Here is a 20166-nt window from a genome sequence, read left to right on the forward strand (position 1 = left end):
CGAGTTACGAACGAGTTACGGATAGCGAGGGCCGTCGCCGGACGCCCCGTCCCAGTCACCGGGCTCGACGAGCGTCCCCTCCCCGTCGGTCCCGTGGCTCACCGCGACGCTGTGGCGGGTGTGTCTGGCGTGCGTCTCGGCCCAGCGGCGGGCGGCGCCTCGTGAGAGCCGTTCGACCCCTTCGGGGCAGTGTCGGCACCGCGCCAGCCAGGTCGCCGCGTCGTCGGGGAAGTGACCCGTATGTCGCTTGTGGTCGAGCGCGAACTGCTCGACCGCCTGGTTGCCGGCGACGAGTTCGTCGAGTTCGTACGCGAGGTCCCACTCGCGGCCACAGCGGGTACAGGAGACGGTCGGCATGTCGTCGATCTCGTCGGCGTCGAGCGCCTCGGGCGTGTCGGAGTCCGTGTCGAAGTCGTCGACCACGAGAACACTACCCGGTCGAGCGTCTTCAACGCTCCGTCAGCGCGCCTCGACGCGCTCGCCGCGGCGGTGGGCGTGGCCGATCACGAACGCGACCCCGTTCCCACAGAGGAGGGCGACGAACCCGAACGGGTTCTCCGCCGTGACGCCCGTCGCGAGGAGCGGCAGGTACGACAGCGGGAGGAGCGTCGCGACCCAGAACGCGGCGGCTCGGACCGACCCCGTGAGGCGGACGACGAGCGTCGCGAGGAGGCGCTGGAGGCGATCGATCCCTTCGATGGCGGTGCGGGCGACCTGTTCGGCGAGGGCGTGTTCGGAGACGGACATAGGGGACGATCTTCGAGTGATCCATCGGGGGCCACCCACCTATAACCGGGAAACCGTTGGCCGCTGTTCAGACGCTTCACGTCGGTTCGTCGCTGGATCGGAGAACCGTTCGGACAGTTTATCGACGACACAGACAGTTCGAGACCGTTCATGGCGCTTTCAAAAGCCGTTTCTTCGAGAACGTCGAATCCGACCGAGTCGACCGATGCCGAGCGACGTGGATCGGTGCTGACCGAGTCGACCGATGCCGACCGATGCCGAGCGACGTAGACCGATGCTGACCGAGTCGACCGACGTGGATCGGTGTCGACCGATGCCGAGCGACGTGGACCGATACCGAGGCAGTACTCGAACACGCCTCGTCGAAAGCGTCTCGGTCCTGGCCGCCGACCGCCACCCATGGACGACGGAGCCGACCACGCGGACGCGGCCGAGACCGACGAACGGTTCCTCCGGCGGGCGCTGGCACTCGCCCGGGAGGCCGCCGCCGACGGCAACACCCCCTTCGGGTCGTTGCTCGTCCACGACGGCGAGGTGATCGCCGAGTCGAAGAACACGACGCTGACCGACGAGGACGTCACCGCCCACCCCGAACTCAAACTCGCCCGGTGGGCCGCGCGGGAACTCGCGCCGGCAGCGCGCCGCGAGACGACGATGTACACGAGCACCTATCCGTGCATGATGTGTTCGGGCGCGATGGCGTACGCGGGGCTCGGTCGGCTGGTGTACAGCGTCGACGGCGAGACGGCCGCGACGCTCTCGCCCGCGAGACCGAACGACGACGTCCCGACGAGCGACTATCTGCACGAGCGCGACGACGTGACCGTCGTCGGGCCACTCCTGCGGGCCGAGGGGGAGGCAGTCCACCGCGAGTGTTGGGATTGAGTCCCGCCTCAGCCGGTCCGCTGCCTCGCCCCAGTGAACCACGGCGGGGGCGCGGGTGAGCCGTCCGCGGGGACGCGGTAGCGAAACGTCACGTCGACGTCGACCGCGGGTGAGCCGTCGCGGGTCGCGAGCACGTACGAGACGGAGAGCGACCGGACGAACCCATCGGCGGTGACACGCGCCCGGGCGGCGTACCCTGCGACGTTCGGATCGCCGGAGCCGTTCAGCGTCACCACGGCGACCGGGGGTGCCGTGTCGACGACCGTCCGCTCGACCGTCGACGACCGCGCCGAGAGACACCACCGGAGATACCGCGAGGCGCGCCACCCCTGTTCGCCCGCCGGCGGCACGTCGCCGAGTGATCGGGTGACGACCTCCCCGTCGGCGGCCGACGGGCGGTACCGAACCGCTCCGTCGGCGTACGAGGGACGGGCGGCGACGGGGGTCAGCCCGACGGGATCGCCCATCCACTCGACCCTGGAGACGAACTGACGGCGCGACCCGACCCGGACGGTCTCCGTCCCGCGGGCGGTGACGGAGCCGTTCACCGACTCGACGTAGCTGAGCTCCCAGCGGTACGAGCGGTTGCCGAGCGCCGCCGCGTGTGCCGCCGCGAGCGCGTCGGCGTCCGTCACGCCGTCGACGGACACCCCCGGCGCGAGGGCGCGGTCGGCCCCGGCCTCTCCCGGCCCGGCCGCCCCCGCGGATCCGAGCGTCGTCCGCGCTCCGCTCCCGATCGCCCGGCCCCCGCTCGTCTCCTCGCCGTCGGGCGCGACCGATCCCGGAGCCAGCGGGACGGAGACGGAGACCGAATCGACCGCCTCGGACGCCCAGGGGAACGGGGACGCCGTCGCACCCACACCCGCACCGGAGAGCACGACACCGAGCATCGCGAGTGTGACGAGGACGACGACCGCGCCGGCGAGAACGGTCGGGGACGACCGGCCGTGCGTGGCGCGCCGGGCGTCCCTGTCTGCCCGGGTCGGCACCGGTTCGACCGCCGAGACGGGGCGGCTGAACTGCTCGCGGAAGACGGCGTCGGCGGCCGCGCGGTCGAGGCCGTAGCGCGCGAGACCGTCGAGGTCGGCGGCCGACACGGGGTGGGCGTCGTACCGTGCCGCGATTCGCTCGGCCCGTGCGGTGTCGACGGCGACGACCCGATCGATCCTCGACGGCGTGGCTCGGCGCGTTCCGAGACCGTCGAGGACCGCGAACCGCCGGCCGGTGACGACGAGGACGCGGTCGCCGTCGACGACCACCACGCTCCCGTCGACGCGCGTCTCAGCACCGCGGGCGGCGTGGAGCGCCCTGACGAACTCCACGAGCGCCGCCCGGCTCCGGCCACGGAGGAGCGCCGCGAGCGTCGGACGGTTCGACATCGTCCCCCACGTCGAAGCGAGCGGGCAAGAACCCACCTCCCGGCTCACGCCGACGTCGGTTCCCGCTCCGTGTACCACGACGGCGGTTCGACGACCGTCCCGCCCACGTCGCGGTACTGCATCGTGAGCGAGAGACAGACCTCGCTGACCGCGGTGCTCCGCATCGGAACCAGGCAGTACGACCCCGAGTAGTAGTAGACGACGCCGTCGGGGGCGACGTGTGCGGTCGCGCTGTAGCGCCGGATGGTGCTCTCGGTCGTCCCCTCGATGTCGACGACGTACAGCCGCTGTCCACCGAGGATCGTCCGAACGATCGACGTCTCCTGACCGTCGAGGAGGACCCCGAGGAACCGCCGGGCCCGGGACTCCTGTGGGCCGACGCCGTCGTCGAGTTCGACCGCCGACGCGGCGACGCCCTCGTCGGTCGGCCGGTACCGCCGCTCCCCGTCGGCGTACGACGGTCCGACGGCCACCGGACCGCGGCTGACGTGGAGGCCCTCGCGGCTCACGTTCGCGACGTACGTCGACGGAGCCGCGACCGCGACCGTCTCGGTCGCACGCCCGACCTCGGTCCCGTTAGATCGCTCGACGTACGTGATTTCCCAGGTGTACGACCGATTCGCCAGCGCCGCCGCGTGCGCGTCGGCGAGCGCCTCCGGATCGGCGACGCCGTCGGCGGTGAGTCCGGGCGCGAGGCCGAGCGGGTCGCGCTCGGCCGTTCCGTTCGCTCGGCTCGTTCTGTTCGCCACGGCGGCTTCGGCCGTCGTCGCGCCAGGTGTCGCCGTCACACCCCCTGACGCTCCCGCTCGCTCAGCCTCCCCGGCGAAGACACCGACGTCGGCCCCGAGCGACCCCGGGGCCACCGACAGGACGAGGGCGGCCAGCACAGCCGCGGCGACGACCGTCACCGCCGCCGGAACCGGCTTGCTCCTCGGCCCGTCGGGGTCGCGGCTCCCGGATCGAGTCGGGGGCGTCGCCCCCTTGGTCTCTGGGGTCGACCGGCCCGCGGGCGCGAGGTCGCCGACGGCGACTCCGAGCCGATCGCGGAAGACGGCGTCGGCGGCCGCGCGGTCGAGGCCGTAGCGCGCGAGGTCGTCGAGGTCTGTCGGCGTGAGTACCGACGCGTCGTCCCGCGCGGCGAGCGCGTCGGCGCGGGCGGGGTCGACAGCGACGACGCGGTCCGCGCGCTCGGCCGTCGTGCCGAGGCGGTGGCGGAGGCGGGCGCGGTAGCCGGCGGGGACGACCAGGTACCGCTCGCCGTCGACGACCGCCGCTTCGCCGTCGACGTGCGTCTCCGCGCCCCGTGCCGCGTACAGCGCCGCGACGAACGCCGCGATCTCCTCTCGTGGGCGACCGCGGAGGCGCGCCGCGAGCGTCGGACGGGACGGCATCGTCGACCGTTAGGACCGGCCACGCAAGTATCCACTCCCGGTCCCGCCGATCGTCACCCACTGCTCGACCGGGACAACCGGGAGCAAAAGCGAAGCCGCCCCAGTGCGTACAGGGACTGATGCGGCCACTCAACGGTGTGGCCGAGGCCTCCCCCTCCGCCAGCCCGTCCGTCGTCTCGCAGGTGTCGTTCGAGCCGACGCCGTACGTGGTTCCTGTCGTGATCGCCGCGGTCCTCGCCGTCGGCGTCGCCGTCGCTGTCCGGCGTCGCCGTGACCGCCCCGGGTCGGCGTCGATGACCGCGCTCGCGCTCGGTGCGGGCTGGTGGTCGGTCTGTTACGCGCTGGAACTGGTCAGCCCGAGCCTGGCCGGCGCGCTCCTGTTCGGGCGGCTCGCGTACCTCGGGATCGTCGTCGTCCCCGTCACGTGGTTCACGTTCGCGCTCGCGTACACCGGCCGCGGCGACCTGTTGGGCCGGGGACGACTCGTCGTGCTTGCCGCTCCGGCCGCGGCGATGGTCACGCTCGCCTGGACGACGCGTTCGACCGGGTTCGTGTGGGCGAGCGCCGATCTGGTGCCCGCGGCGGACGGCTCCCTCGCGGTCCTCTCGGTCACGTACGGCCCCGTGTTCTGGCTGTGGACGGCGTACGCCTACGCCCTGGTCGGCGCGGGGACGCTGTTGCTGGTTGCGTCGGCCGCGAACGCTCGGCTGTTCCGGCGACAGACGGCCGCGCTGGTGGCGGGCGTCTCCGCGCCCTGGCTCGGGAACCTGGCGTTCCTCGCCGGCGTCTCCGCGGTCGACCTCACGTCCGTCGGCTTCGTCGTCTCGGCGGTCGTCCTCGGCGGCGGCCTCCACCGCTACCGCCTGCTCGACGTCCACCCCGTCACGGGTGGCATCGCCCGCGCGGAACTCGTCGAGCGCCTCCCCGAAGTCGTCGTGGCGGTCGACGACCGGGGGCGCGTCGTCGATCTGAACCCGAGCGCCGAGTCGGTTCTCGGGACGACGCTCGACGACGCGGTCGGCGCGGAACTCCGGGCGATCGCGCCGCCGCTCGCTGATCTCGTCGACGGGATCGACCCCGGCGGCGACCCCCCCGCGGACTTCGTCGTCTCCGAGCCGCGCCGCCACTACGAGGTCCGCGTCTCGCCGCTCCGGGACGACCGGACGGCGGGACGGCTCTTGACCCTCCGCAACGTGACCGAGCGCCGCCGGCGCGAACGGGAGGTGGCCGTGCTCAACCGCGTCCTCCGACACGACCTCCGCAACGACGTCGCCGTCATCGAGAACTACGCCGCGCTCCTCGAACGCGACCCCGGCAACGAGGAGTACGTCGCTGGGCTCGCCGCCCGGGCGGCCGAAATGCGCGAACTCGTCGAGACCGTCCGGGAGGTCGAACGCCACCTTGACGCCGACGAGCCGACGCTGTCGACGCTAAACATCGCGCGGGTGGTGCGCGAGCGGACGGCGGCGCTGGCACGGACTCACCCGGAGGCGACCGTCGAGACCGACCTCCCTGCCGACGCGTGGGTCCGCGCGCTGGATCTCGTCGGCTCGGCGGTGGACAACCTCGTGGAGAACGCCGTCGAACACAACGACGCCGCCGCACCCCGGCTGTCGGTGTCGGTCGACCGGGTCGCGGTCGACGGCGAGCGGTACGTCGACGTCCGGGTCACGGACGACGGGCCGCCCATCCCAGCCGAGGATCTGGACGTGCTCGTCGGCCGGGAGTCGAGCCTGGACGGGGCGAGCGGGCTCGGACTGTGGCTCGTCCACTGGATCGTCACGGAGTCGGGCGGGACGGTGACACACGAGTCGGCTGACCCGAGGGGGAACGTCGTCACCCTCCGCCTCCGCGCGCGGACGGACGAGCGGTACCACGCAGACTCCCCCAGCGAGGCGTCGGTCGAGCCGACGGAGGCGTTCGGACGCGTCGGGCCACCGAACGGCTTGAACCCGCTGGACGCGTCCCTGGCGGGGTGAGTCGGTCGGCTAGCCTTCCCTCGCCGTGCCCGATCGGAGGTCGTCACCGAGGACGAGCGGACTCTAGCGGAGAAGGCGAACGTGGCGGTCGTCCCAGTAGGCAGTCCAGGTGATCCGCACGCCTCCGTCTGGACGGGCACACGGAGCGAAGGCAGTCTCCAGGGCGGTGAAACCACACCACTGGAGCGGCTTCGCCGTTTGAGCCGTTCGTTCGCTCGCGTTCTCGCTCACGAAGGCCTTCCCGGCCGGCTCGTTCATCGCGTGCCGACCGCAGGCGGTGGCGCGTGACGTCGCGCCGCCTCATCGGCGCGACTCACGCGCGAGGGATGACTGAGCGAGTGGGTCGTACGAACGAGCGACGGAATCGGCTGGGGAGGCTGTGGTGCCACCGCTCTGGCGACCGCGCGATCGGTCGAGGGACTCACGAGCTCGGTCTTCGACGAGATGTATATCAGTTCCGCCCGTTACGAGAGACACTCGATCAGCAGTCGGGCTGGACGGGTCCACCAGCCGACGTGATGCGACACGACACGGGCAGCCTCGACCTCCCACCGGGCGCAGACGAAAGAGGAAAGACCGGGCCGCCGCTATCCACGTCAATGAGCGACGCTCCCCCGAAACCGAGCGATATCGGCGACGAGGCGAACGCCCCGCCCGTCGAGGAGAAGCCGTACAAGATCATCTTCGAGGCCAACAAGTGCTTCGGCGCGGGGCGGTGTGCCGAGGTGGCGGACAACTGGACGATGAGCATCGACACGGGGCTGGCACAGCCGCGGTCGTACTACATCGCCGAGGACGAACTGGCGGAGAACGTCGAGGCCGCGGAGGTGTGCCCGGCGAAGAAAGGGAGCGGCGTCATCCACGTCATCGACCGCCGGACCGACGAGGAGATCGCGCCGGACCCCCACGGCGACGGCACCCTGTCGGTTGACTGGTAGCGGACCGCGACGGACCGAAACCGACTTTCGGGGGACGGGAGAACGGGAAGACGCGCGAGGGTGGCTGAGCTAGGCCAAAAGCGGCGGACTTAAGATCCGCTCCCGTAGGGGTTCGAGGGTTCAAATCCCTTCCCTCGCATCGTTTCTGCGAACGACAGCGAGTGACCGCGTCGCGACGAGCCGCGGCTGCCGTGAGACGACGCGAGACGGCCGCTCACTCCTGCCCGGTAAACCGCGTGCAGCCGGTTTCGTCGTACCACGAGACCAGTACCCGCCACCCCTCCCTTGCGATCCACTCCCGGGTTCGTATCCGGAGGACGTACCGGCCGGCGGACTCCGTCGAGACGGCGTAGAGGGAAGACAAACTGCTGTCGTCGAGGATAACTGCACCGACCGGTCCGATGAGCTGTACGCTCGGGACCCCCGCTTTCGAGGCCCGTTCGACGTTGTACACTCCGATCTTGAGGTCCTTGCCCGCCTCCATGTCGATGTGCCACTCGACGGCCGAGTTGCCGAAGACGAGCGAACTCGCTCGGCCCATCAGATAGAAGACGTCCTCGAAGAGGTCGGCTTCCTCACACTCGTAGGTGAACTCAGCCGTCGCCGGGTCTGCCGTGTACTCCCCCCGCAACTCACCGCCGCTGTCGCTCGATCCGAGGCACCCAACGACCTCACCTGTTCCGGCTACCGACAACGCTCCGATGAACGTCCGTCGATCCATTGTCGTTCATAATAGAAAATGATATTATATGGACAATTACCTGTAAACGAGACAAAAAACGGGCGACAAGTTCGACCACGCGGGTGGCTATCCAGCCTCGGTTCGGTAGATCGAGTGACGACAGGATACACACTTCGTCCCCACCGCGGTCGGCTCGTGCAACGCGGTCGTTCCCGCGCGACGTGGTAGATCCGTACGGTCATATAATATCACTGGGTGATTACTTGTTGGCCGTTACCGAATCTGAGCTGGCTATGGGGGGCGAAGCTACCGATACCGAACGAGTGGTTCACGACGCGTTCGATTGGCTCAACGGCGACTCGTCGAAGATCGAAGCGATAGCGGAGTCGGTCGACGTCTACGGGCCCGCGTTGCCGGATGGCGAGGTTCACAGCCGTGACGAGTGGGCGTCGTTCATCAGAGCGAACCGTGAAGGGTTCCCCGATATCGAGTTCTCGATGCAGGAGCTGGTTGCCGGCGACACCATCGCCATGGCGGAGCTAATGTTGTCCGGCACTCATCAAGGGGAGTTTCTGGGCGTTCCGCCGACGGGGCGGGAGATCGAGATCGGGGCGATCGACAAGTTCGTCGTGGAAGGCGGACAGGTGGTCGAGTGGCGACCGTACTTCGATTCACGACAGATCCCCGAACAGCTCGGGCTGAGCTTTCCGACGGTGTTGTTGCAGCTCCCGAAACTCGTGTGGCGGAAAGTCCGTACGGGTTTCTTCGTCGGCTACTGAGCCTCTCTTTGGCCGTGGGTGCCGGGCTCGGAGCAGTCGTCCGGTGTCGTTGAGGGCGGTTCGGTTTCGATCGTCGCGGGGAAGAGTAGACGGTGGGCGCTCGGAGTTCGATGCGGTCTCCGACTCGCTTCGTCGGGCGCAGCGAACGGTACGACGTCACACACGGCGTGGAATCCGTTGTCACACTGAAACGCCGGTTTGAGTCTCGACCGTCTTTACCCCGCCCGGCCAAGAGACACCAGAAGGCCCTCCAACTCGGCTGAACGTTCAGCGACGGTATCAGGCGGGTGCTCACCCGAACAGGCGGGATCTTGTTTCTCGGACTCCTCGCTATCCAATTTCTCCTCCAGACCTCGGTCAATACGGCAGTCGTCGGGTTCCTCCCTCCCCGAGCCGCAGCCGAACTCGGGGAGACGCTCGGGCTTACACTCCCCGTCTCGGGGACTGTCGGTACCGTTCTGTTCCTCTGTACCTTCGCCCTCAGCTCGGTCTACTTCGTCGTCCTGTCCCGAGCGCTCACCCGGCCACTGGCGGAGCTCTCTACGTTCCCTGCGGATCTGATCACGCGCCGACTCGGACGCGCGACGCTCGCCATGATCGGCGGCGGGATGCTCGTCGCGGTTTCAGTCACGGCTGGACTGATGATGCTCGTACTGCCTGGAGTGTTCCTCGCCACGTGCTTCCTGTTCTTCGTTTTCGCGGTCAGTGTCGAAGACAGAGGTGTCATCGATGCGCTCAAGCGGAGTTGGCGTCTGTCGCGAGGCAACCGACTGAAACTCGGCGTCGTCGTGATCCTCTCGGGGATCGCCGACCTCGTGACCGGAACCGTCGGGTCGGTGCTCGATCTGGCCGGCACGCCGGTCGTCGCCGACCTCGTCTCCAACACGGTCAGCAGCGTCCTGTTCGTCTTCCTCTACGGGACCATAGCGGCCGCGTATCTACAGGTTCGAGACGACGAGCAGGACGGATTCGACGGCTCCGGCACGCCGCAGTCGATGGGTGGTGCGGTCGCCGATCCGTGAGTATGCCGAACGAGGTCCCCGGGGTCGTAACCGAAACTTGGACGTACGCCCTCGTCGGCGGATTCGTCTCCATGCCGCTCACGCTCGGCCGCTACTGGCTCTCCGGCATGGGAAACAGCTTCTCGCTCAACATGGTGTTCGTTGGCGGACTCCTCGCCGGCTATCTCGCCAAGCGGGACTCGATCGACGCCGAACCCGTCGGACTCCGCGCCGGGGTTATCGGTGCCCTGCCGGGACTGGTGTGGATCTTCTCGCCGAGCCTCGTCACTGCACGGAGCATCGCCGAGGCGTGGTCCTTCGCTCCAGCGGCAGCCGTGTTGGTGGTCTTGTTCAGTCTGATGGCGCTTGGAATCGGCGCGGCCGGATTTTTCGGCGGCGCGGTCGGTGGCTGGCTGTTCGAGAAGATCGGAGACCGAACACCCGAACCCGGGACGTAGCCGCTTTTGTAGCTATCGCGGAGAGTCGACCGTACGGACGAACGGCCGCCCGCCTCGGGTTCTCACGGCCGCGAGTGACACTCACGACCTGCCGGTGAAACGACAAGATACTTGGGCGAGGCTGTAATGACATGTAATTATGAGTGCCCGACCGTCCGAGTCAGCGCCGCTCGCCTGGACCGACCTGGTCCTCGCAGCGATGGGAATCGTCCTCGTCGGTGGCCTCGCCGTCGGGGCGGTCTCGTCGGTTCCGCTCCGCCTCAGCGGTGGCGTCGGATCGGTTCTCGCGACGGCGATGTGGGTGGGCTCGGTCGCGGTGAACCCCGCCGAACGAACCGCCTGACTCGGCGTGGGTTCGTCGCGCGGAACGCCCTCCCGGTCGCTACGCCCAGTCCTCGGGAATCCACGCCGGCGGGCCGGTCCCCCAGCGGACGAGGCTCCCGGCGGTTCCCGTGAACACGTTCGGGAGCGTCACGAGCAACAGGATCGCGGTCGTCACGTCGCCGGGCGTCCGGAGCACCGACAGGACGAACTCCAGCGGGAACGGAACGCCCGCTCCCCGGGTGAGCGTGACGAGCACGCCGAGCGGGATCAGGACGATCCCCCACGCCAGCGCCGTGAGGAGACCGTGCCACGCGCCGTCGGTCGGTTCGGTGCCGGCGACGTAGCCGGCGACGCCGCTCCCGACGAGGCCGCCGATGAGCGAGAACCGCCCGGAGACGAGCCAGATCACGACCTCCATCGTGAGCGCGACGAGGAGCCCGGTGACGACCGCGTGCCAACGCGTCATCACCGTACATATGCGGTTCATCGTACATAATACCCTTCCCGAACGTTCACCCGACTGATATCTCAGCCGAGCGTTCGCTGGACGGGAGCGCCCCGCTCGTGCGCCAAGAGTGCCTCCTTGGCCGCGACGCCGCCGGCCGCCGAGAAGCCGCCCACCGAGTCCGCGCCGACTACCCGGTGGCAGGGAACGACGATCGGGAGCGGGTTGCGCCCGCAGGCACCGCCGACGGCGACGGGGCTCGTCTCCAACACGCGAGCGAGGTCGCCGTAGCTCCGCGTCTCGCCGTAGGGGATCGTGGCCATCGCGGCCATCACGCGCCCGGTGAACGAGTCGGGAAACGCGACCGACAGGGAGAAGGCGCGGCGGTCGCCGTCCTCGTACGCGCGGACCTGCGTGCGGATCTCCGCGATGGAGGCGTCGACGAACGCCTCGTCGAGGTCGAACGCGTAGCCGAAGAGATCGAGTCGCACGCTGGGGCTACGCCGAGCGGGGGTAAAAAGAACCGTGGCCTCGGTCGATCAGTCACCGCGGCGTTGCCGGAGGTTCTGCCGGGTGAACTGCGGGCGGGCTTTCAGTCCGGTCTTCCGCTTGAACGACCGGTAGAGCAGGAACACCACGGGGAGCGTCGCGACCGCGGCCACGGCGGCGGGTTCGACGCCATCGAACGCGTAGAGGATCGCCGTCGAGAGCACGCCCACGGCGAGGAGGAAGCCGTAGACGATGCGCCGGGCGAGCTTCGAGAGCACGTCGTTGCGGTCCTCGATGCGGACGTTCACCGTCAGGTCGTCGCGCTCGACGGTGTCGAGGACGCGTTCGAGCTTCGGCGGCACGCGGAACAGCGACCGGGTCGTCTCTTGGAGCTGGTCGCCGGTCTCACTGACGACGCGCTTGATCGTCTCCTCGCGGTACCCCTGGTCGGTGAGGTAGTCGGTGGCGACGGAGATGAAGTCGAAGTCGGGATCGAGCGTGACGCAGACGCCCTCGACGACGGTCGCCACGCGGAGGACGAGCGCCAGGTTCCGCGGGAGGCGGAGCGGGAACTCGTAGATAGTCGACTCGACCTGCTCGACGATCTGCTGGACGCGGTACTGCTCGATGTCCTCGCCGCGGGCGTCGGCGATGGCCAGTTCCATCACGTCACCCATCACCTGTCGGTCGGCCTCGGGCGAGAGCGTCCCCATCTCGATGAGCGCATCGAGGATGCCGTCGATGTCCTGGTTGGCGACGGCGATGTAGAAGTCGACGATCTTCTCCTGGATGAACGGCTCGACCTGGCCGCTCATCCCGAAGTCGTAGAAGATGATCGCGCCGTCGTCGTCGACCGCGAGGTTGCCCGGGTGGGGGTCGGCGTGGAAGTCACCGTCGTCGATGATCATCTGGAGGTAGATGCGCTGTAACCGGGTGGCGAGTTCGGTTCGGTCGATCCCGCGCTCGTCGAGCGTCTCCAGGTCGTTGATCTTGATGCCCGGGAGGTACTCCATCGTGAGAACGCGCGGTCCCGACACCTCCTCGCGGAGTTCGGGGATGCGGATGTCGTCGTCGTCGGCGAAGTTCCCGCGGATGGTCGTGAGCACGCGTCCCTCCCGGGAGTAGTCCATCTCCTGGCGGATGGTTTTCGCGAACTCGTCGGCGAGGTTCTCCAGCGAGAACGCCCGGCCCTCGCCGATGAACCGCTGGATCAACGGGAGCGACCAGCGGACGACGCGCAGGTCGGCCTCGACGAGCGTCTCGATGCCCGGGCGGCGGATCTTGACTGCGACCTCCTCGCCCCGGTAGGTGGCGGTGTACACCTGGCCGAGGGAGGCCCCGCTGATCGGCTCGCGGTCGAAGTCGTCGTACACGTCGTCGATCGGGCCGACCTCCTCTTCGAGGACGGTCTGGGCCTCGGCCCAGGGGGCGGGCGGGACGTCGTCCTGGAGCCGCGAGAGCACGTCGACGTACGCCGGCGGGAGGATATCGGGGCGGGTCGACAGCAGTTGGCCCAGTTTGATGAACGTCGGCCCGAGGGTTAGAAGCGAGTCCAGGAGGACGTTCGCCCGCTTGGCCTGCGTCTCGGCGTCGACCTGCCGCGACCGACCGAACAGGACGAACCGCCGTCGGTCCCGGCTGTAGGCGACGATGAGCGGGAAGAACTGGTAGAGGACGACGAAGAAGCGCCAGTACGCGCGGAGATTGACCAGCGTGACCACCCCACCCGATTACGCGTCCTTGTCCGAGATCGGGATGGTGCGTTCGGGGGCGGAGTCCCGCTTCGGGAGGCGGAGTTCGAGCACGCCACGGTCGACCGTCGCCTCCGCGCCTGCGCCGGTGGCGTCCGGCGGGAGCGGGAGTTCGGCGTCGAGAAACAGCGAGCGGTTCTCCCTGACGTAGCGGAACTCCGGCGGGAGGTCCTTCTCCCGGCGCGCCTCGACGACGAGCCGGCCTCGCTCCACTTTGATCTCGACCGTCTCGGCCGTGACGCCGGGGAGATCGAGGACGAGGAGGTACTGCTCGTCCGATTCGAGGAGATCCGCGAACACTGCTTCGGGGAGTTCGCGCAACGCGTCGCGCAGTGCTGACATGGACTGAGGTAAGGAGTCGGGGTGTAAGAAGCCCGCGGTCCCGGATGCTCCGCCGTCGGTCGCTCGTCGTCGGTCCGGCTCGGTCACCGACACGACTCGGCCTCGGCGCCGGTCGACGGGCACGGTAGCGTGTACTCGAAGTCGACCGGCTCCTCGACCGCGCCCGCGGGCCCGATCTTGGTCACCGAACAGTGGCTCCATTCGCCACGGAACCGGGTCGTGTGCCACTCGTCGGTCCAGCCGGGGCGGACGGCCAGTCGGTACGACAGTGCGGGCCGGGGCCACGCGCACGGGAGAGCCGTCCTGTCGTTTGCGGCGAGTTCGACCGTCGAGCGGTGGACCTGCCGGCCGTTCGCGGCGAGCCCTTTCAGGAGCGGTCGTCGTTCCGTCATCGGTGCACCATCCGCGACTGGTTCCGCCAGCAAGGTAGTCGTGGTGGCGTTCGCTCCCGCCTGAGCCGCTTTCGTCCCCTCTCGGGTCGGCCCCTCGGTACGACCGCCCCGGGTAGTGTGACGACGCCCGGACCCGAAGACCGAGGTGGTTCGGCGGCCGCGGGACAGCGGGACGCGCGAGAGCCGGAACGTCCCCTTCGATCCCGTGCGTGGGAGAGACCAGCAGCACGCGGTGTGCAACGGGCGGTCGAGTCCTCCCCGACCGCGGTGCTCGGTCACTCCCGACGCTCGCCGACGCTTTTTACCGCTCGTCCACCCAGACACAGGTATGCACGACGACCGGAAACGCTCCGGCTTCAAATCCCGAACCCGGGTCGAAGACGCCCGCGAGCGCCTGCTCGCGGCAGCAGATCCACACGGCCGAACCGAACGCGTCGCGCTCACGCGCGCGGACGGTCGCACGCTCGCCGAGCGCGTGACGGCTCCGAACCCCGTTCCGGGCTACGACCGCGCCGCGATGGACGGCTGGGCGGTCCGCGCCGCCGACACCTTCGGTGCCTCCGACCGGTCGCCGACGGTCCTGCGCGCCGCCGGCGACGCCGACGTCGCCGTCGGCCCGAGCGACGCCGCCCGGGTCCACACCGGGAGCGCCCTCCCCGACGGTGCCGACGCGGTCGTGATGATCGAACAGACCGAGCGCGTCGGCGACGACGTCGAGGTGTTCGACGCCGTTACCGAGGGGGAGAACGTCGGCGACGCCGGCGAGGACGTCGAGGCCGGGCAGTCGCTGTTCGAGCCCGGACACGCGCTCCGACCCTCCGACCTGGGGTTGCTCAAATCCGTGGGCCTCGACCGCGTCCGGGCGTTCGAGCCGCCGACCGTCGGCGTCGTCCCGACAGGCGAGGAACTGGTCCAGGCCGACCCCGGGCCCGGCGAAGTGATCGAGACCAACGGCCTCACGGTCTCGGCGCTGGTCTCGCGGTGGGGTGGCGTCCCGACCTACCGCAACGTCGTGACGGACGAGTTCAGCGCGCTCCGCGCCGCGGTCCAGCGCGACCTCACGAAGGACGTCATCGTCACGACCGGCGGTTCGTCGGTCGGCGAGCGCGACCTTCTCCCCGAGGTGATCGACGAACTCGGCGAGGTCCTCGTCCACGGTGTCGCCCTGAAACCGGGTCACCCGGTCGCGCTCGGCGTCGTCGAGGACACGCCTGTGGTGTCGCTCCCGGGCTACCCCGTCGCGTGTATCGTCAACGCCGTCCAGTTCCTGCGACCGCTGGTCAAACACGTCGGCGGGATGGACTGTCCGCCGCTCCCACGGCGGGAGGTACGCCTGGCCCGGAAGCTGTCGAGCGAACCCGGCGTCCGGACGTTCGCCCGCGTCGAAGTTCGCGAGGAAGACGGCGAGCAGGTCGCCGTCCCGACGCGCACATCGGGGTCGGGAATCCTCTCGTCGGTCGCGCTCGCGGACGGCTGGGTGGTCGTGCCCGAGTCCCAGGAGGGCATCCCGGCGGGTGAACGGGTGGAGGTCGAACAGTGGGAGTGGTCGGCGTGACCGACCGCAAGGAGTTCCGCGACCTCGCGCCGCCGGAGGCGGCACACGAGGCCATCGCCTCGCTGGCGCTGACGCCGTCGCCGGAGTCGGTGTCGCTCGACGAGGCCCGGGGGCGAGTGCTCGCCGAACGGATCGACGCCGCGATCGACGTCCCCGGCTTCGACCGGGCGAGCGTGGACGGCTACGCGGTCCGCGGGCGGGACACGTTCGGTGCCGACGAGTCAGACCCCCGGGTGCTCGACCTCGTCGGGACGGTCCACGCCGGCACGGAGCCGGACGTGACGGTCGAGCCGGGGACCTGTGCCGAGATTTCGACCGGTGCCGTGTTGCCGCCCGGCGCGGACGCCGTCGTGATGGTCGAGCGGACGGACGATCTCGGCGGCGAGATCGAGATCCGGACCGCCGTGGCCCCCGGCGACCGCGTGATGTTCGCGGGTGCGGACATCGCCGCCGGGTCACGGGCGCTCGGCCCCGGCACGCGGCTGACGCCGCGCGAGATCGGCCTGCTCTCGGCGCTGGGCGTCGATCAGGTGCCCGTCCGCGGACGGCCGCGGGTCGGCATCGTCTCGACCGGCGACGAGCTCGTCCGGCCGGGGGAGGATCTCAACTCGGCGCGCGGGGAGATCTACGACGTCAACTCGAACACCGTCGCCGCCGGGGTAACGGAGGCGGGCGGCGAGCCCGTCCTCTACCCCCACGCGGGCGACGACTACGACGAGATGGAGCGTCTACTCAGACAGGCGGCCGACGAGTGCGATCTCGTTCTCTCGTCGGGGTCGACCTCAGCCTCCGCCGTGGACGTCATCTACCGGGTCATCGAGGAGCGCGGCGACCTCCTCTTACACGGGGTCGCGGTGAAGCCGGGCAAGCCGATGCTCGTCGGGCGGCTCGACTCCGCGGGGAGCCAGTCGGCGTACGTCGGGCTCCCGGGTTATCCGGTGTCGGCGCTCACCATCTTCCGAACGTTCGTCGCGCCTGCGATCCGGCGCGCAGCCGGGCTTCCCGAGCCGCGGACGGCGACGGTCACGGGCGAGTTCGCCGTCCGCGAACGCTACAGCGAGGGCCGGATGCGGCTGATGCCCGTCGGGCTCGTCGAGAGTGACCCGGCCGCCGACGATCTCCTCGTCTACCCCGTCGACAAGGGGAGCGGGGCGACGACCAGTCTCGTCGAGGCCGACGGTGTCGTCGAGGTGCCGGCCGACACCGAGTACATCGCGGCCGGCGACAGCGTCGAGGTCCGACTGTTCTCGCCCGACGTCCGCGCGCCGCGCCTGCTCGGCGTCGGCGAGGACGACCCGCTGCTCTCTCGCCTGCTCGACCGGGTCGACGCCCCGAGATACCTGCCCGTCGGGAGCCGCGAGGGCCTCCGCCGCCTGCGCGACGGCGTGCCCGACGTCGCCGTGGTGGCCGGCGAGAGCAGCCGCGACGTCGACAGCGAGGAACTCGGCGCGTGGACCCGCGAGTGGGGACTCGTGGTCTCGGGCGACGAGGTCGACGGCCTCGACGCGCTCGTCGACGCCGACGTCCGGTTCGTGAACCGCGACCGCAACGCCGGCCTCCGCGCGACGTTCGACGCGGCGCTCGACGACCTCGCCGACGCGCGCGGCGTCTCCCGCGGCGCGCTCGCCGATCGAATCGACGGCTACGAGCTGACGGTGAAAGCTCACGAGAGCCCCGCACGTGCGGTCCTGGAGGGTCGGGCCGACGCGGGACTCGGGCTTCGGACGACCGCCGCGGCGCTCGGGCTCGACTTCGTCCCGCTCGGTCACGAACGGGTCGCCGTCCACGGGGCACCCGGCCGGACGGAGAAGCCGGCCGTCCGGGAACTCGCGGCCGCCCTCTCGGCCGCCGACGTGGACCTCCCAGGCTACGACGCGGCGTGACAGCGGTCTCACGCTGTCTTCAAATCTGATATCTGGGGGTCTGGATTTATGTACGTCTTCTCCGTACGATGGTCCATGCCCGGACAGGTTTCGGTCCTGCACGTCGACGACGAACCCGACGTGTTGGAACTCTCGACACAGCTGTTCGAACGTACCGACTCCGATGTCTCGATGGTCACCGCCGGAAGCGGCCCGGCGGGGATCGAGGCACTCTCCACCCACGACGTCGACTGCGTCGTCTCCGACTCGGTTCGCATGCCGGACGGCGAGTCGTTCGTCGAGGCGGCCAGCCGGACGACCGACGCGCCGATCGTCCTCTTCACCGCGAAGGAGTGGAACGAGGTCGCCGGCGACGCGGTCGCGGCCGACGTCTCCGAGTACGTCCGCAAGGCCGACGCGTCCGACTACCAGACCGTCATCCGCCACGTCCAGCGGCTCGCCGGTGACGAGGACGCCGACGTGGACCGCCGTCTCATCGGCCAGCACGACTTCACTTCGCCCGTCGAACTCGGCGTCTCGATCGTCGAGGCGGTCGAGAACGTCGTCGACGGCGACGCGACCGAGTTCGATCCGCTGTACGACGCCGTCGACGCCGACGCGCTCGAGAGCCTGTTCGTCCCCGCGGCGGGGCGCGCACAGCCCGAGAACGTCGAGGTCAGGTTCTCGTATCAGGGGCTCGATCTGGCGGTCGCCGCGGACGGTCGGATCACCGCCGCCACCGCGTCGAACTGACCGCCTCCTCGCCCGAACGGCCGTTCCGGGCCACGCCCGCCGATGCCCGCTGTTCTCGCGGTTTCACGACTTCGTTTGTTTTCATTCAGTTTTACTGTGCAACCGAATGATATATGCGTCCGTACCCCGTCGATCTCCGCACGTATGGACACCAGAGCGACGCTTCTCCACGTCGATCCCGACGACGACTGCCTGGGGGCGTCACGGTCGTCGTTCGAGGGGACGCCCGGTGTCCGACTGCTCACCCGCGCCGACGGCGAGGCGGCCCTCGCGACGCTCTCCGTCGAGGCCGTCGACGTCGTGGTCACCGACGCGATCGACCTCCCGGACGGGACGCCGCTCGCCGAAGCGATCAGGAACCGGTACCCGTCGGTACCGGTCGTGCTCTACACGAACGAGCCGTTCGCCGATGTCGCACCGCTCGTCGCTCGGGCGGGAATCACGGAGTACGCCCGGAAGGACGACGGACGCGTCCGCGACGCGGCCGATCACGTGCGACGACTCGTCGACGCCGCCGACTCGACCCCTGCTCGGACTCCGAGAGTCGCCACCACGTTCGACGCGCCCGCCGACGACCCCGCGGACGAGTCGCCGCCGGTCGACTCGGACGAGTGGACCGAACTGACCCGGTGTGATCCGACGTCGACGTCGGACCTCGTGGTGACGCTCGCCGACGCGCTCGGTGACCGGGCCGACGACCGGCCGCTGGGCGAGGAGATCGATCCCGAGGCGCTGGCGGCGCTGTTCGAGTCGGCGAACGCCGCGACCGACCTCCACGTCCGCTTCCGTCTCGGTCGTCACGAGGTCGTCGTCACGGCCGACGGCGTCGTCAAGAGCCGGCCGATCAGCCGCGTCTGAGTTCGTCGAACGAGCGCACGCGGTAGTCCGCGAGGACGCAGTGACCGCGCTGGTCGGGGTCGTGTCGCTCCACGTGGATCCCGTCGAGCCCCGCGTTCCACGCCGCGCCGATGTCGCTCGTACCGTCGCCCGCGAGCACGCCACGCTCGCCGTCGGCGACGCCGAGTCGGGACAAGGTGTGCTCGACCGGTGCGGGGTTTGGCTTCCAGCCGATCTCCTCGGTGCAACAGTGGACGGTGTCGAACCAGTCGCGGATGTCGAGGTGGTCGAGGACGGGGCCCGCGAGGAACTCCTGACAGTGCGTCACGACCCCCACCGGCACCCCAGCCCGGTGGACGTCGCGGACGAGCTCGGCGGCGTCGTCGTGGAGGTACGTCACCTCCGCGCGGGCCAGCGGGTCCTCCTCGTCGTGGAAGACCGGCCAGAACTCCGCGGGGTCGATCCCCCACGCGCGCAGCTGTGGGTCGCGTGGGCCGTTGAGCCCGTGCCAGATGATCTCCGCCTCGCGGTCCGTGAACGTCCGGTCGAGTCGGTCGCCGACACGGTCGAACACGTCGCGTGTGTACGCCCAGTCAGCGTCGACGAGCGTCCCGTCGAGGTCGAACAGCCAGACGTCGTACTCACCGACAACCATTGGGGAGCATCCAATAGGGGGCGTGCCGGTAAGTTCCTTGTGCCCCGGCTCTCACCGACGAGAACTCCCCGCTCCCACCGACTCGTCGGCCATCGCCCGTCGACCGTCGTCCGTCGCCCGAACCACCGCGGGGCCCTGTCGGCGGTCACTCCACCACGCGAAGCGACGAGCCGAGGTGGTTGTGTCGCACCTCGCGGGCGGTGTCGGCGTTGTAGCGGTCGACCTCCGCGGCGACCGCGTCGGTCCACGCGTCGAGATACGCCTCGTCGACGACGAGTTCGCTGAACCGCACGGAGACGACCGTGACCGAGAGCCACTCCTCGGCGATCGCCCGGAACCGCCGCTCGTCCGTCAGATCGCCGTGCCAGAGCCACTGCTCGAAGAAGCGCCACTCCTCTGCGTCGGCACCGGGTTCGGGTGCGGGGTAGCGCACGACCGTCTCGAACGTCGCCGGGTCGGTCTCGACCACGGCCGGGTCGAGGCGGAACCGCACGCGGAAGACGTACGTACCCTCCATGGGTT

The 20166-nt window shown here is 69.7% G+C and carries 23 protein-coding genes and 1 tRNA gene; 12 read left to right on the forward strand and 12 right to left on the reverse strand.

Going from position 1 to position 20166, the window contains the following annotated elements:
* Nucleotides 1–15: 15 nt before the first annotated feature.
* Together NKJ07_RS17500 and NKJ07_RS17505 are read right to left on the reverse strand one after the other, a co-directional pair.
* Nucleotides 16–357, reverse strand: coding sequence for a DUF8062 family protein (locus NKJ07_RS17500; protein ID WP_318570484.1), 342 nt, complete (start codon nucleotides 355–357; stop codon nucleotides 16–18).
* Nucleotides 358–459: 102 nt separating this feature from the next.
* Nucleotides 460–747 carry a DUF8028 family protein gene (locus NKJ07_RS17505; RefSeq protein WP_318568074.1) on the reverse strand — a complete coding sequence of 96 codons (288 nt, stop codon included), beginning with the start codon at nucleotides 745–747 and terminating at the stop codon, nucleotides 460–462.
* Nucleotides 748–1146: 399 nt separating this feature from the next.
* On the opposite strand from NKJ07_RS17505, the gene NKJ07_RS17510 reads away from it, so the two are divergent.
* Nucleotides 1147–1632, forward strand: a complete 486-nt coding sequence (locus NKJ07_RS17510) for a nucleoside deaminase (RefSeq protein WP_318568075.1) — start codon at nucleotides 1147–1149, stop codon at nucleotides 1630–1632.
* A gap of 8 nt (nucleotides 1633–1640) precedes the next feature.
* On the opposite strand, the gene NKJ07_RS17515 is transcribed toward NKJ07_RS17510, so the two are convergent.
* Nucleotides 1641–3011, reverse strand: coding sequence for a hypothetical protein (locus NKJ07_RS17515; protein ID WP_318568076.1), 1371 nt, complete (start codon nucleotides 3009–3011; stop codon nucleotides 1641–1643).
* A 44-nt stretch (nucleotides 3012–3055) separates the two neighbouring features.
* A complete protein-coding gene (locus tag NKJ07_RS17520) occupies nucleotides 3056–4402 on the reverse strand; it encodes a hypothetical protein (RefSeq protein ID WP_318568077.1) in 1347 nt (448 codons plus the stop codon).
* Between the two features lie 119 nt (nucleotides 4403–4521).
* Here NKJ07_RS17520 and NKJ07_RS17525 point away from each other — a divergent pair, with 119 nt between their 5' ends.
* The 3 genes from NKJ07_RS17525 (at nucleotide 4522) to NKJ07_RS17535 (ending at nucleotide 7458) form a co-directional block, all read left to right on the forward strand.
* Nucleotides 4522–6381: a histidine kinase N-terminal 7TM domain-containing protein gene (locus NKJ07_RS17525; RefSeq protein ID WP_318568078.1), complete on the forward strand. Its 1860-nt coding sequence runs from the start codon at nucleotides 4522–4524 to the stop codon at nucleotides 6379–6381.
* 599 nt (nucleotides 6382–6980) lie between these two features.
* Complete coding sequence (locus tag NKJ07_RS17530; RefSeq protein ID WP_318568079.1) at nucleotides 6981–7319, forward strand: ferredoxin; 339 nt, start codon at nucleotides 6981–6983, stop codon at nucleotides 7317–7319.
* Between the two features lie 54 nt (nucleotides 7320–7373).
* Nucleotides 7374–7458 (forward strand) — tRNA-Leu (locus NKJ07_RS17535).
* A gap of 75 nt (nucleotides 7459–7533) precedes the next feature.
* Here NKJ07_RS17535 and NKJ07_RS17540 read toward each other — a convergent pair.
* Nucleotides 7534–8040 carry a hypothetical protein gene (locus tag NKJ07_RS17540; RefSeq protein WP_318568080.1) on the reverse strand — a complete coding sequence of 169 codons (507 nt, stop codon included), beginning with the start codon at nucleotides 8038–8040 and terminating at the stop codon, nucleotides 7534–7536.
* 182 nt (nucleotides 8041–8222) lie between these two features.
* Between NKJ07_RS17540 and NKJ07_RS17545 the strand changes: the two genes are divergently transcribed.
* From NKJ07_RS17545 to NKJ07_RS17560, 4 genes are all read left to right on the forward strand, one after another.
* Complete coding sequence (locus NKJ07_RS17545) at nucleotides 8223–8780, forward strand: ester cyclase (protein ID WP_318568081.1); 558 nt, start codon at nucleotides 8223–8225, stop codon at nucleotides 8778–8780.
* Nucleotides 8781–9067: 287 nt separating this feature from the next.
* A complete protein-coding gene (locus tag NKJ07_RS17550; protein ID WP_318568082.1) occupies nucleotides 9068–9802 on the forward strand; it encodes a DUF7847 domain-containing protein in 735 nt (244 codons plus the stop codon).
* Nucleotides 9803–9804: 2 nt separating this feature from the next.
* The gene (locus NKJ07_RS17555) at nucleotides 9805–10239 is read left to right on the forward strand and encodes a DUF5518 domain-containing protein (RefSeq protein WP_318568083.1); all 435 of its coding nucleotides are present in this window, start codon (nucleotides 9805–9807) and stop codon (nucleotides 10237–10239) included.
* A gap of 139 nt (nucleotides 10240–10378) precedes the next feature.
* A complete protein-coding gene (locus NKJ07_RS17560; RefSeq protein WP_318568084.1) occupies nucleotides 10379–10582 on the forward strand; it encodes a DUF8015 family protein in 204 nt (67 codons plus the stop codon).
* A gap of 39 nt (nucleotides 10583–10621) precedes the next feature.
* Here the strand turns inward: NKJ07_RS17560 and NKJ07_RS17565 are convergent, their stop codons facing one another.
* The 5 genes from NKJ07_RS17565 to NKJ07_RS17585 all read right to left on the reverse strand — a co-directional run bounded on the left by NKJ07_RS17565 (nucleotide 10622) and on the right by NKJ07_RS17585 (nucleotide 13982).
* A complete protein-coding gene (locus NKJ07_RS17565) occupies nucleotides 10622–11029 on the reverse strand; it encodes a DUF5518 domain-containing protein (protein WP_318568085.1) in 408 nt (135 codons plus the stop codon).
* 62 nt (nucleotides 11030–11091) lie between these two features.
* Complete coding sequence (locus NKJ07_RS17570) at nucleotides 11092–11499, reverse strand: methylated-DNA--[protein]-cysteine S-methyltransferase (protein ID WP_318568086.1); 408 nt, start codon at nucleotides 11497–11499, stop codon at nucleotides 11092–11094.
* A gap of 48 nt (nucleotides 11500–11547) precedes the next feature.
* Entirely contained in the window at nucleotides 11548–13218 is a 1671-nt protein-coding gene (locus tag NKJ07_RS17575; RefSeq protein WP_318568087.1) for an ABC1 kinase family protein, read from the reverse strand.
* Nucleotides 13219–13227: 9 nt separating this feature from the next.
* Complete coding sequence (locus tag NKJ07_RS17580; protein WP_318568088.1) at nucleotides 13228–13590, reverse strand: Hsp20/alpha crystallin family protein; 363 nt, start codon at nucleotides 13588–13590, stop codon at nucleotides 13228–13230.
* An 83-nt stretch (nucleotides 13591–13673) separates the two neighbouring features.
* Complete coding sequence (locus tag NKJ07_RS17585) at nucleotides 13674–13982, reverse strand: hypothetical protein (RefSeq protein ID WP_318568089.1); 309 nt, start codon at nucleotides 13980–13982, stop codon at nucleotides 13674–13676.
* Nucleotides 13983–14310: 328 nt separating this feature from the next.
* On the opposite strand from NKJ07_RS17585, the gene NKJ07_RS17590 reads away from it, so the two are divergent.
* From NKJ07_RS17590 to NKJ07_RS17605, 4 genes are all read left to right on the forward strand, one after another.
* Nucleotides 14311–15537, forward strand: a complete 1227-nt coding sequence (locus NKJ07_RS17590; RefSeq protein WP_318568090.1) for a molybdopterin molybdotransferase MoeA — start codon at nucleotides 14311–14313, stop codon at nucleotides 15535–15537.
* Entirely contained in the window at nucleotides 15534–17420 is a 1887-nt protein-coding gene (locus NKJ07_RS17595; RefSeq protein WP_318570485.1) for a molybdopterin biosynthesis protein, read from the forward strand. Before NKJ07_RS17590 ends, NKJ07_RS17595 begins: the two co-directional genes overlap by 4 nt.
* Before the next feature lie 75 nt (nucleotides 17421–17495).
* Nucleotides 17496–18152 carry a HalOD1 output domain-containing protein gene (locus tag NKJ07_RS17600; RefSeq protein WP_318568091.1) on the forward strand — a complete coding sequence of 219 codons (657 nt, stop codon included), beginning with the start codon at nucleotides 17496–17498 and terminating at the stop codon, nucleotides 18150–18152.
* A gap of 144 nt (nucleotides 18153–18296) precedes the next feature.
* Nucleotides 18297–19010 (forward strand): HalOD1 output domain-containing protein, encoded by a 714-nt coding sequence (locus NKJ07_RS17605; RefSeq protein WP_318568092.1) that lies wholly within the window; start codon nucleotides 18297–18299, stop codon nucleotides 19008–19010.
* Here NKJ07_RS17605 and NKJ07_RS17610 read toward each other — a convergent pair.
* Together NKJ07_RS17610 and lwrS are read right to left on the reverse strand one after the other, a co-directional pair.
* Nucleotides 18997–19644, reverse strand: coding sequence for an HAD family hydrolase (locus tag NKJ07_RS17610; protein ID WP_318568093.1), 648 nt, complete (start codon nucleotides 19642–19644; stop codon nucleotides 18997–18999). The genes NKJ07_RS17605 and NKJ07_RS17610 overlap by 14 nt on opposite strands.
* Nucleotides 19645–19789: 145 nt before the next feature.
* Nucleotides 19790–20161, reverse strand: a complete 372-nt coding sequence (lwrS, locus tag NKJ07_RS17615; protein ID WP_318568094.1) for an LWR-salt protein — start codon at nucleotides 20159–20161, stop codon at nucleotides 19790–19792.
* Nucleotides 20162–20166: the final 5 nt, after the last annotated feature.

The sequence above is a fragment of the Salinigranum marinum genome (genome assembly GCF_024228675.1).
GTDB classification, from domain to species: Archaea; Halobacteriota; Halobacteria; order Halobacteriales; family Haloferacaceae; genus Salinigranum; species Salinigranum marinum.

Excerpts from the sequence above, each read along its gene's own strand:
- NKJ07_RS17500 (WP_318570484.1), bottom strand. The coding sequence starts at position 357 with ATGCCGACCGTCTCCTGTACCCGCTGTGGCCGCGAGTGGGACCTCGCG.
- NKJ07_RS17505 (WP_318568074.1), bottom strand. The coding sequence starts at position 747 with ATGTCCGTCTCCGAACACGCCCTCGCCGAACAGGTCGCCCGCACCGCC.
- NKJ07_RS17510 (WP_318568075.1), top strand. The coding sequence starts at position 1,147 with ATGGACGACGGAGCCGACCACGCGGACGCGGCCGAGACCGACGAACGG.
- NKJ07_RS17515 (WP_318568076.1), bottom strand. The coding sequence starts at position 3,011 with ATGTCGAACCGTCCGACGCTCGCGGCGCTCCTCCGTGGCCGGAGCCGG.
- NKJ07_RS17520 (WP_318568077.1), bottom strand. The coding sequence starts at position 4,402 with ATGCCGTCCCGTCCGACGCTCGCGGCGCGCCTCCGCGGTCGCCCACGA.
- NKJ07_RS17525 (WP_318568078.1), top strand. The coding sequence starts at position 4,522 with ATGCGGCCACTCAACGGTGTGGCCGAGGCCTCCCCCTCCGCCAGCCCG.
- NKJ07_RS17530 (WP_318568079.1), top strand. The coding sequence starts at position 6,981 with ATGAGCGACGCTCCCCCGAAACCGAGCGATATCGGCGACGAGGCGAAC.
- NKJ07_RS17540 (WP_318568080.1), bottom strand. The coding sequence starts at position 8,040 with ATGGATCGACGGACGTTCATCGGAGCGTTGTCGGTAGCCGGAACAGGT.
- NKJ07_RS17555 (WP_318568083.1), top strand. The coding sequence starts at position 9,805 with ATGCCGAACGAGGTCCCCGGGGTCGTAACCGAAACTTGGACGTACGCC.
- NKJ07_RS17560 (WP_318568084.1), top strand. The coding sequence starts at position 10,379 with ATGAGTGCCCGACCGTCCGAGTCAGCGCCGCTCGCCTGGACCGACCTG.
- NKJ07_RS17565 (WP_318568085.1), bottom strand. The coding sequence starts at position 11,029 with ATGACGCGTTGGCACGCGGTCGTCACCGGGCTCCTCGTCGCGCTCACG.
- NKJ07_RS17580 (WP_318568088.1), bottom strand. The coding sequence starts at position 13,590 with ATGTCAGCACTGCGCGACGCGTTGCGCGAACTCCCCGAAGCAGTGTTC.
- NKJ07_RS17585 (WP_318568089.1), bottom strand. The coding sequence starts at position 13,982 with ATGACGGAACGACGACCGCTCCTGAAAGGGCTCGCCGCGAACGGCCGG.
- NKJ07_RS17590 (WP_318568090.1), top strand. The coding sequence starts at position 14,311 with ATGCACGACGACCGGAAACGCTCCGGCTTCAAATCCCGAACCCGGGTC.
- NKJ07_RS17600 (WP_318568091.1), top strand. The coding sequence starts at position 17,496 with ATGCCCGGACAGGTTTCGGTCCTGCACGTCGACGACGAACCCGACGTG.
- NKJ07_RS17605 (WP_318568092.1), top strand. The coding sequence starts at position 18,297 with ATGGACACCAGAGCGACGCTTCTCCACGTCGATCCCGACGACGACTGC.
- NKJ07_RS17610 (WP_318568093.1), bottom strand. The coding sequence starts at position 19,644 with ATGGTTGTCGGTGAGTACGACGTCTGGCTGTTCGACCTCGACGGGACG.
- lwrS (WP_318568094.1), bottom strand. The coding sequence starts at position 20,161 with ATGGAGGGTACGTACGTCTTCCGCGTGCGGTTCCGCCTCGACCCGGCC.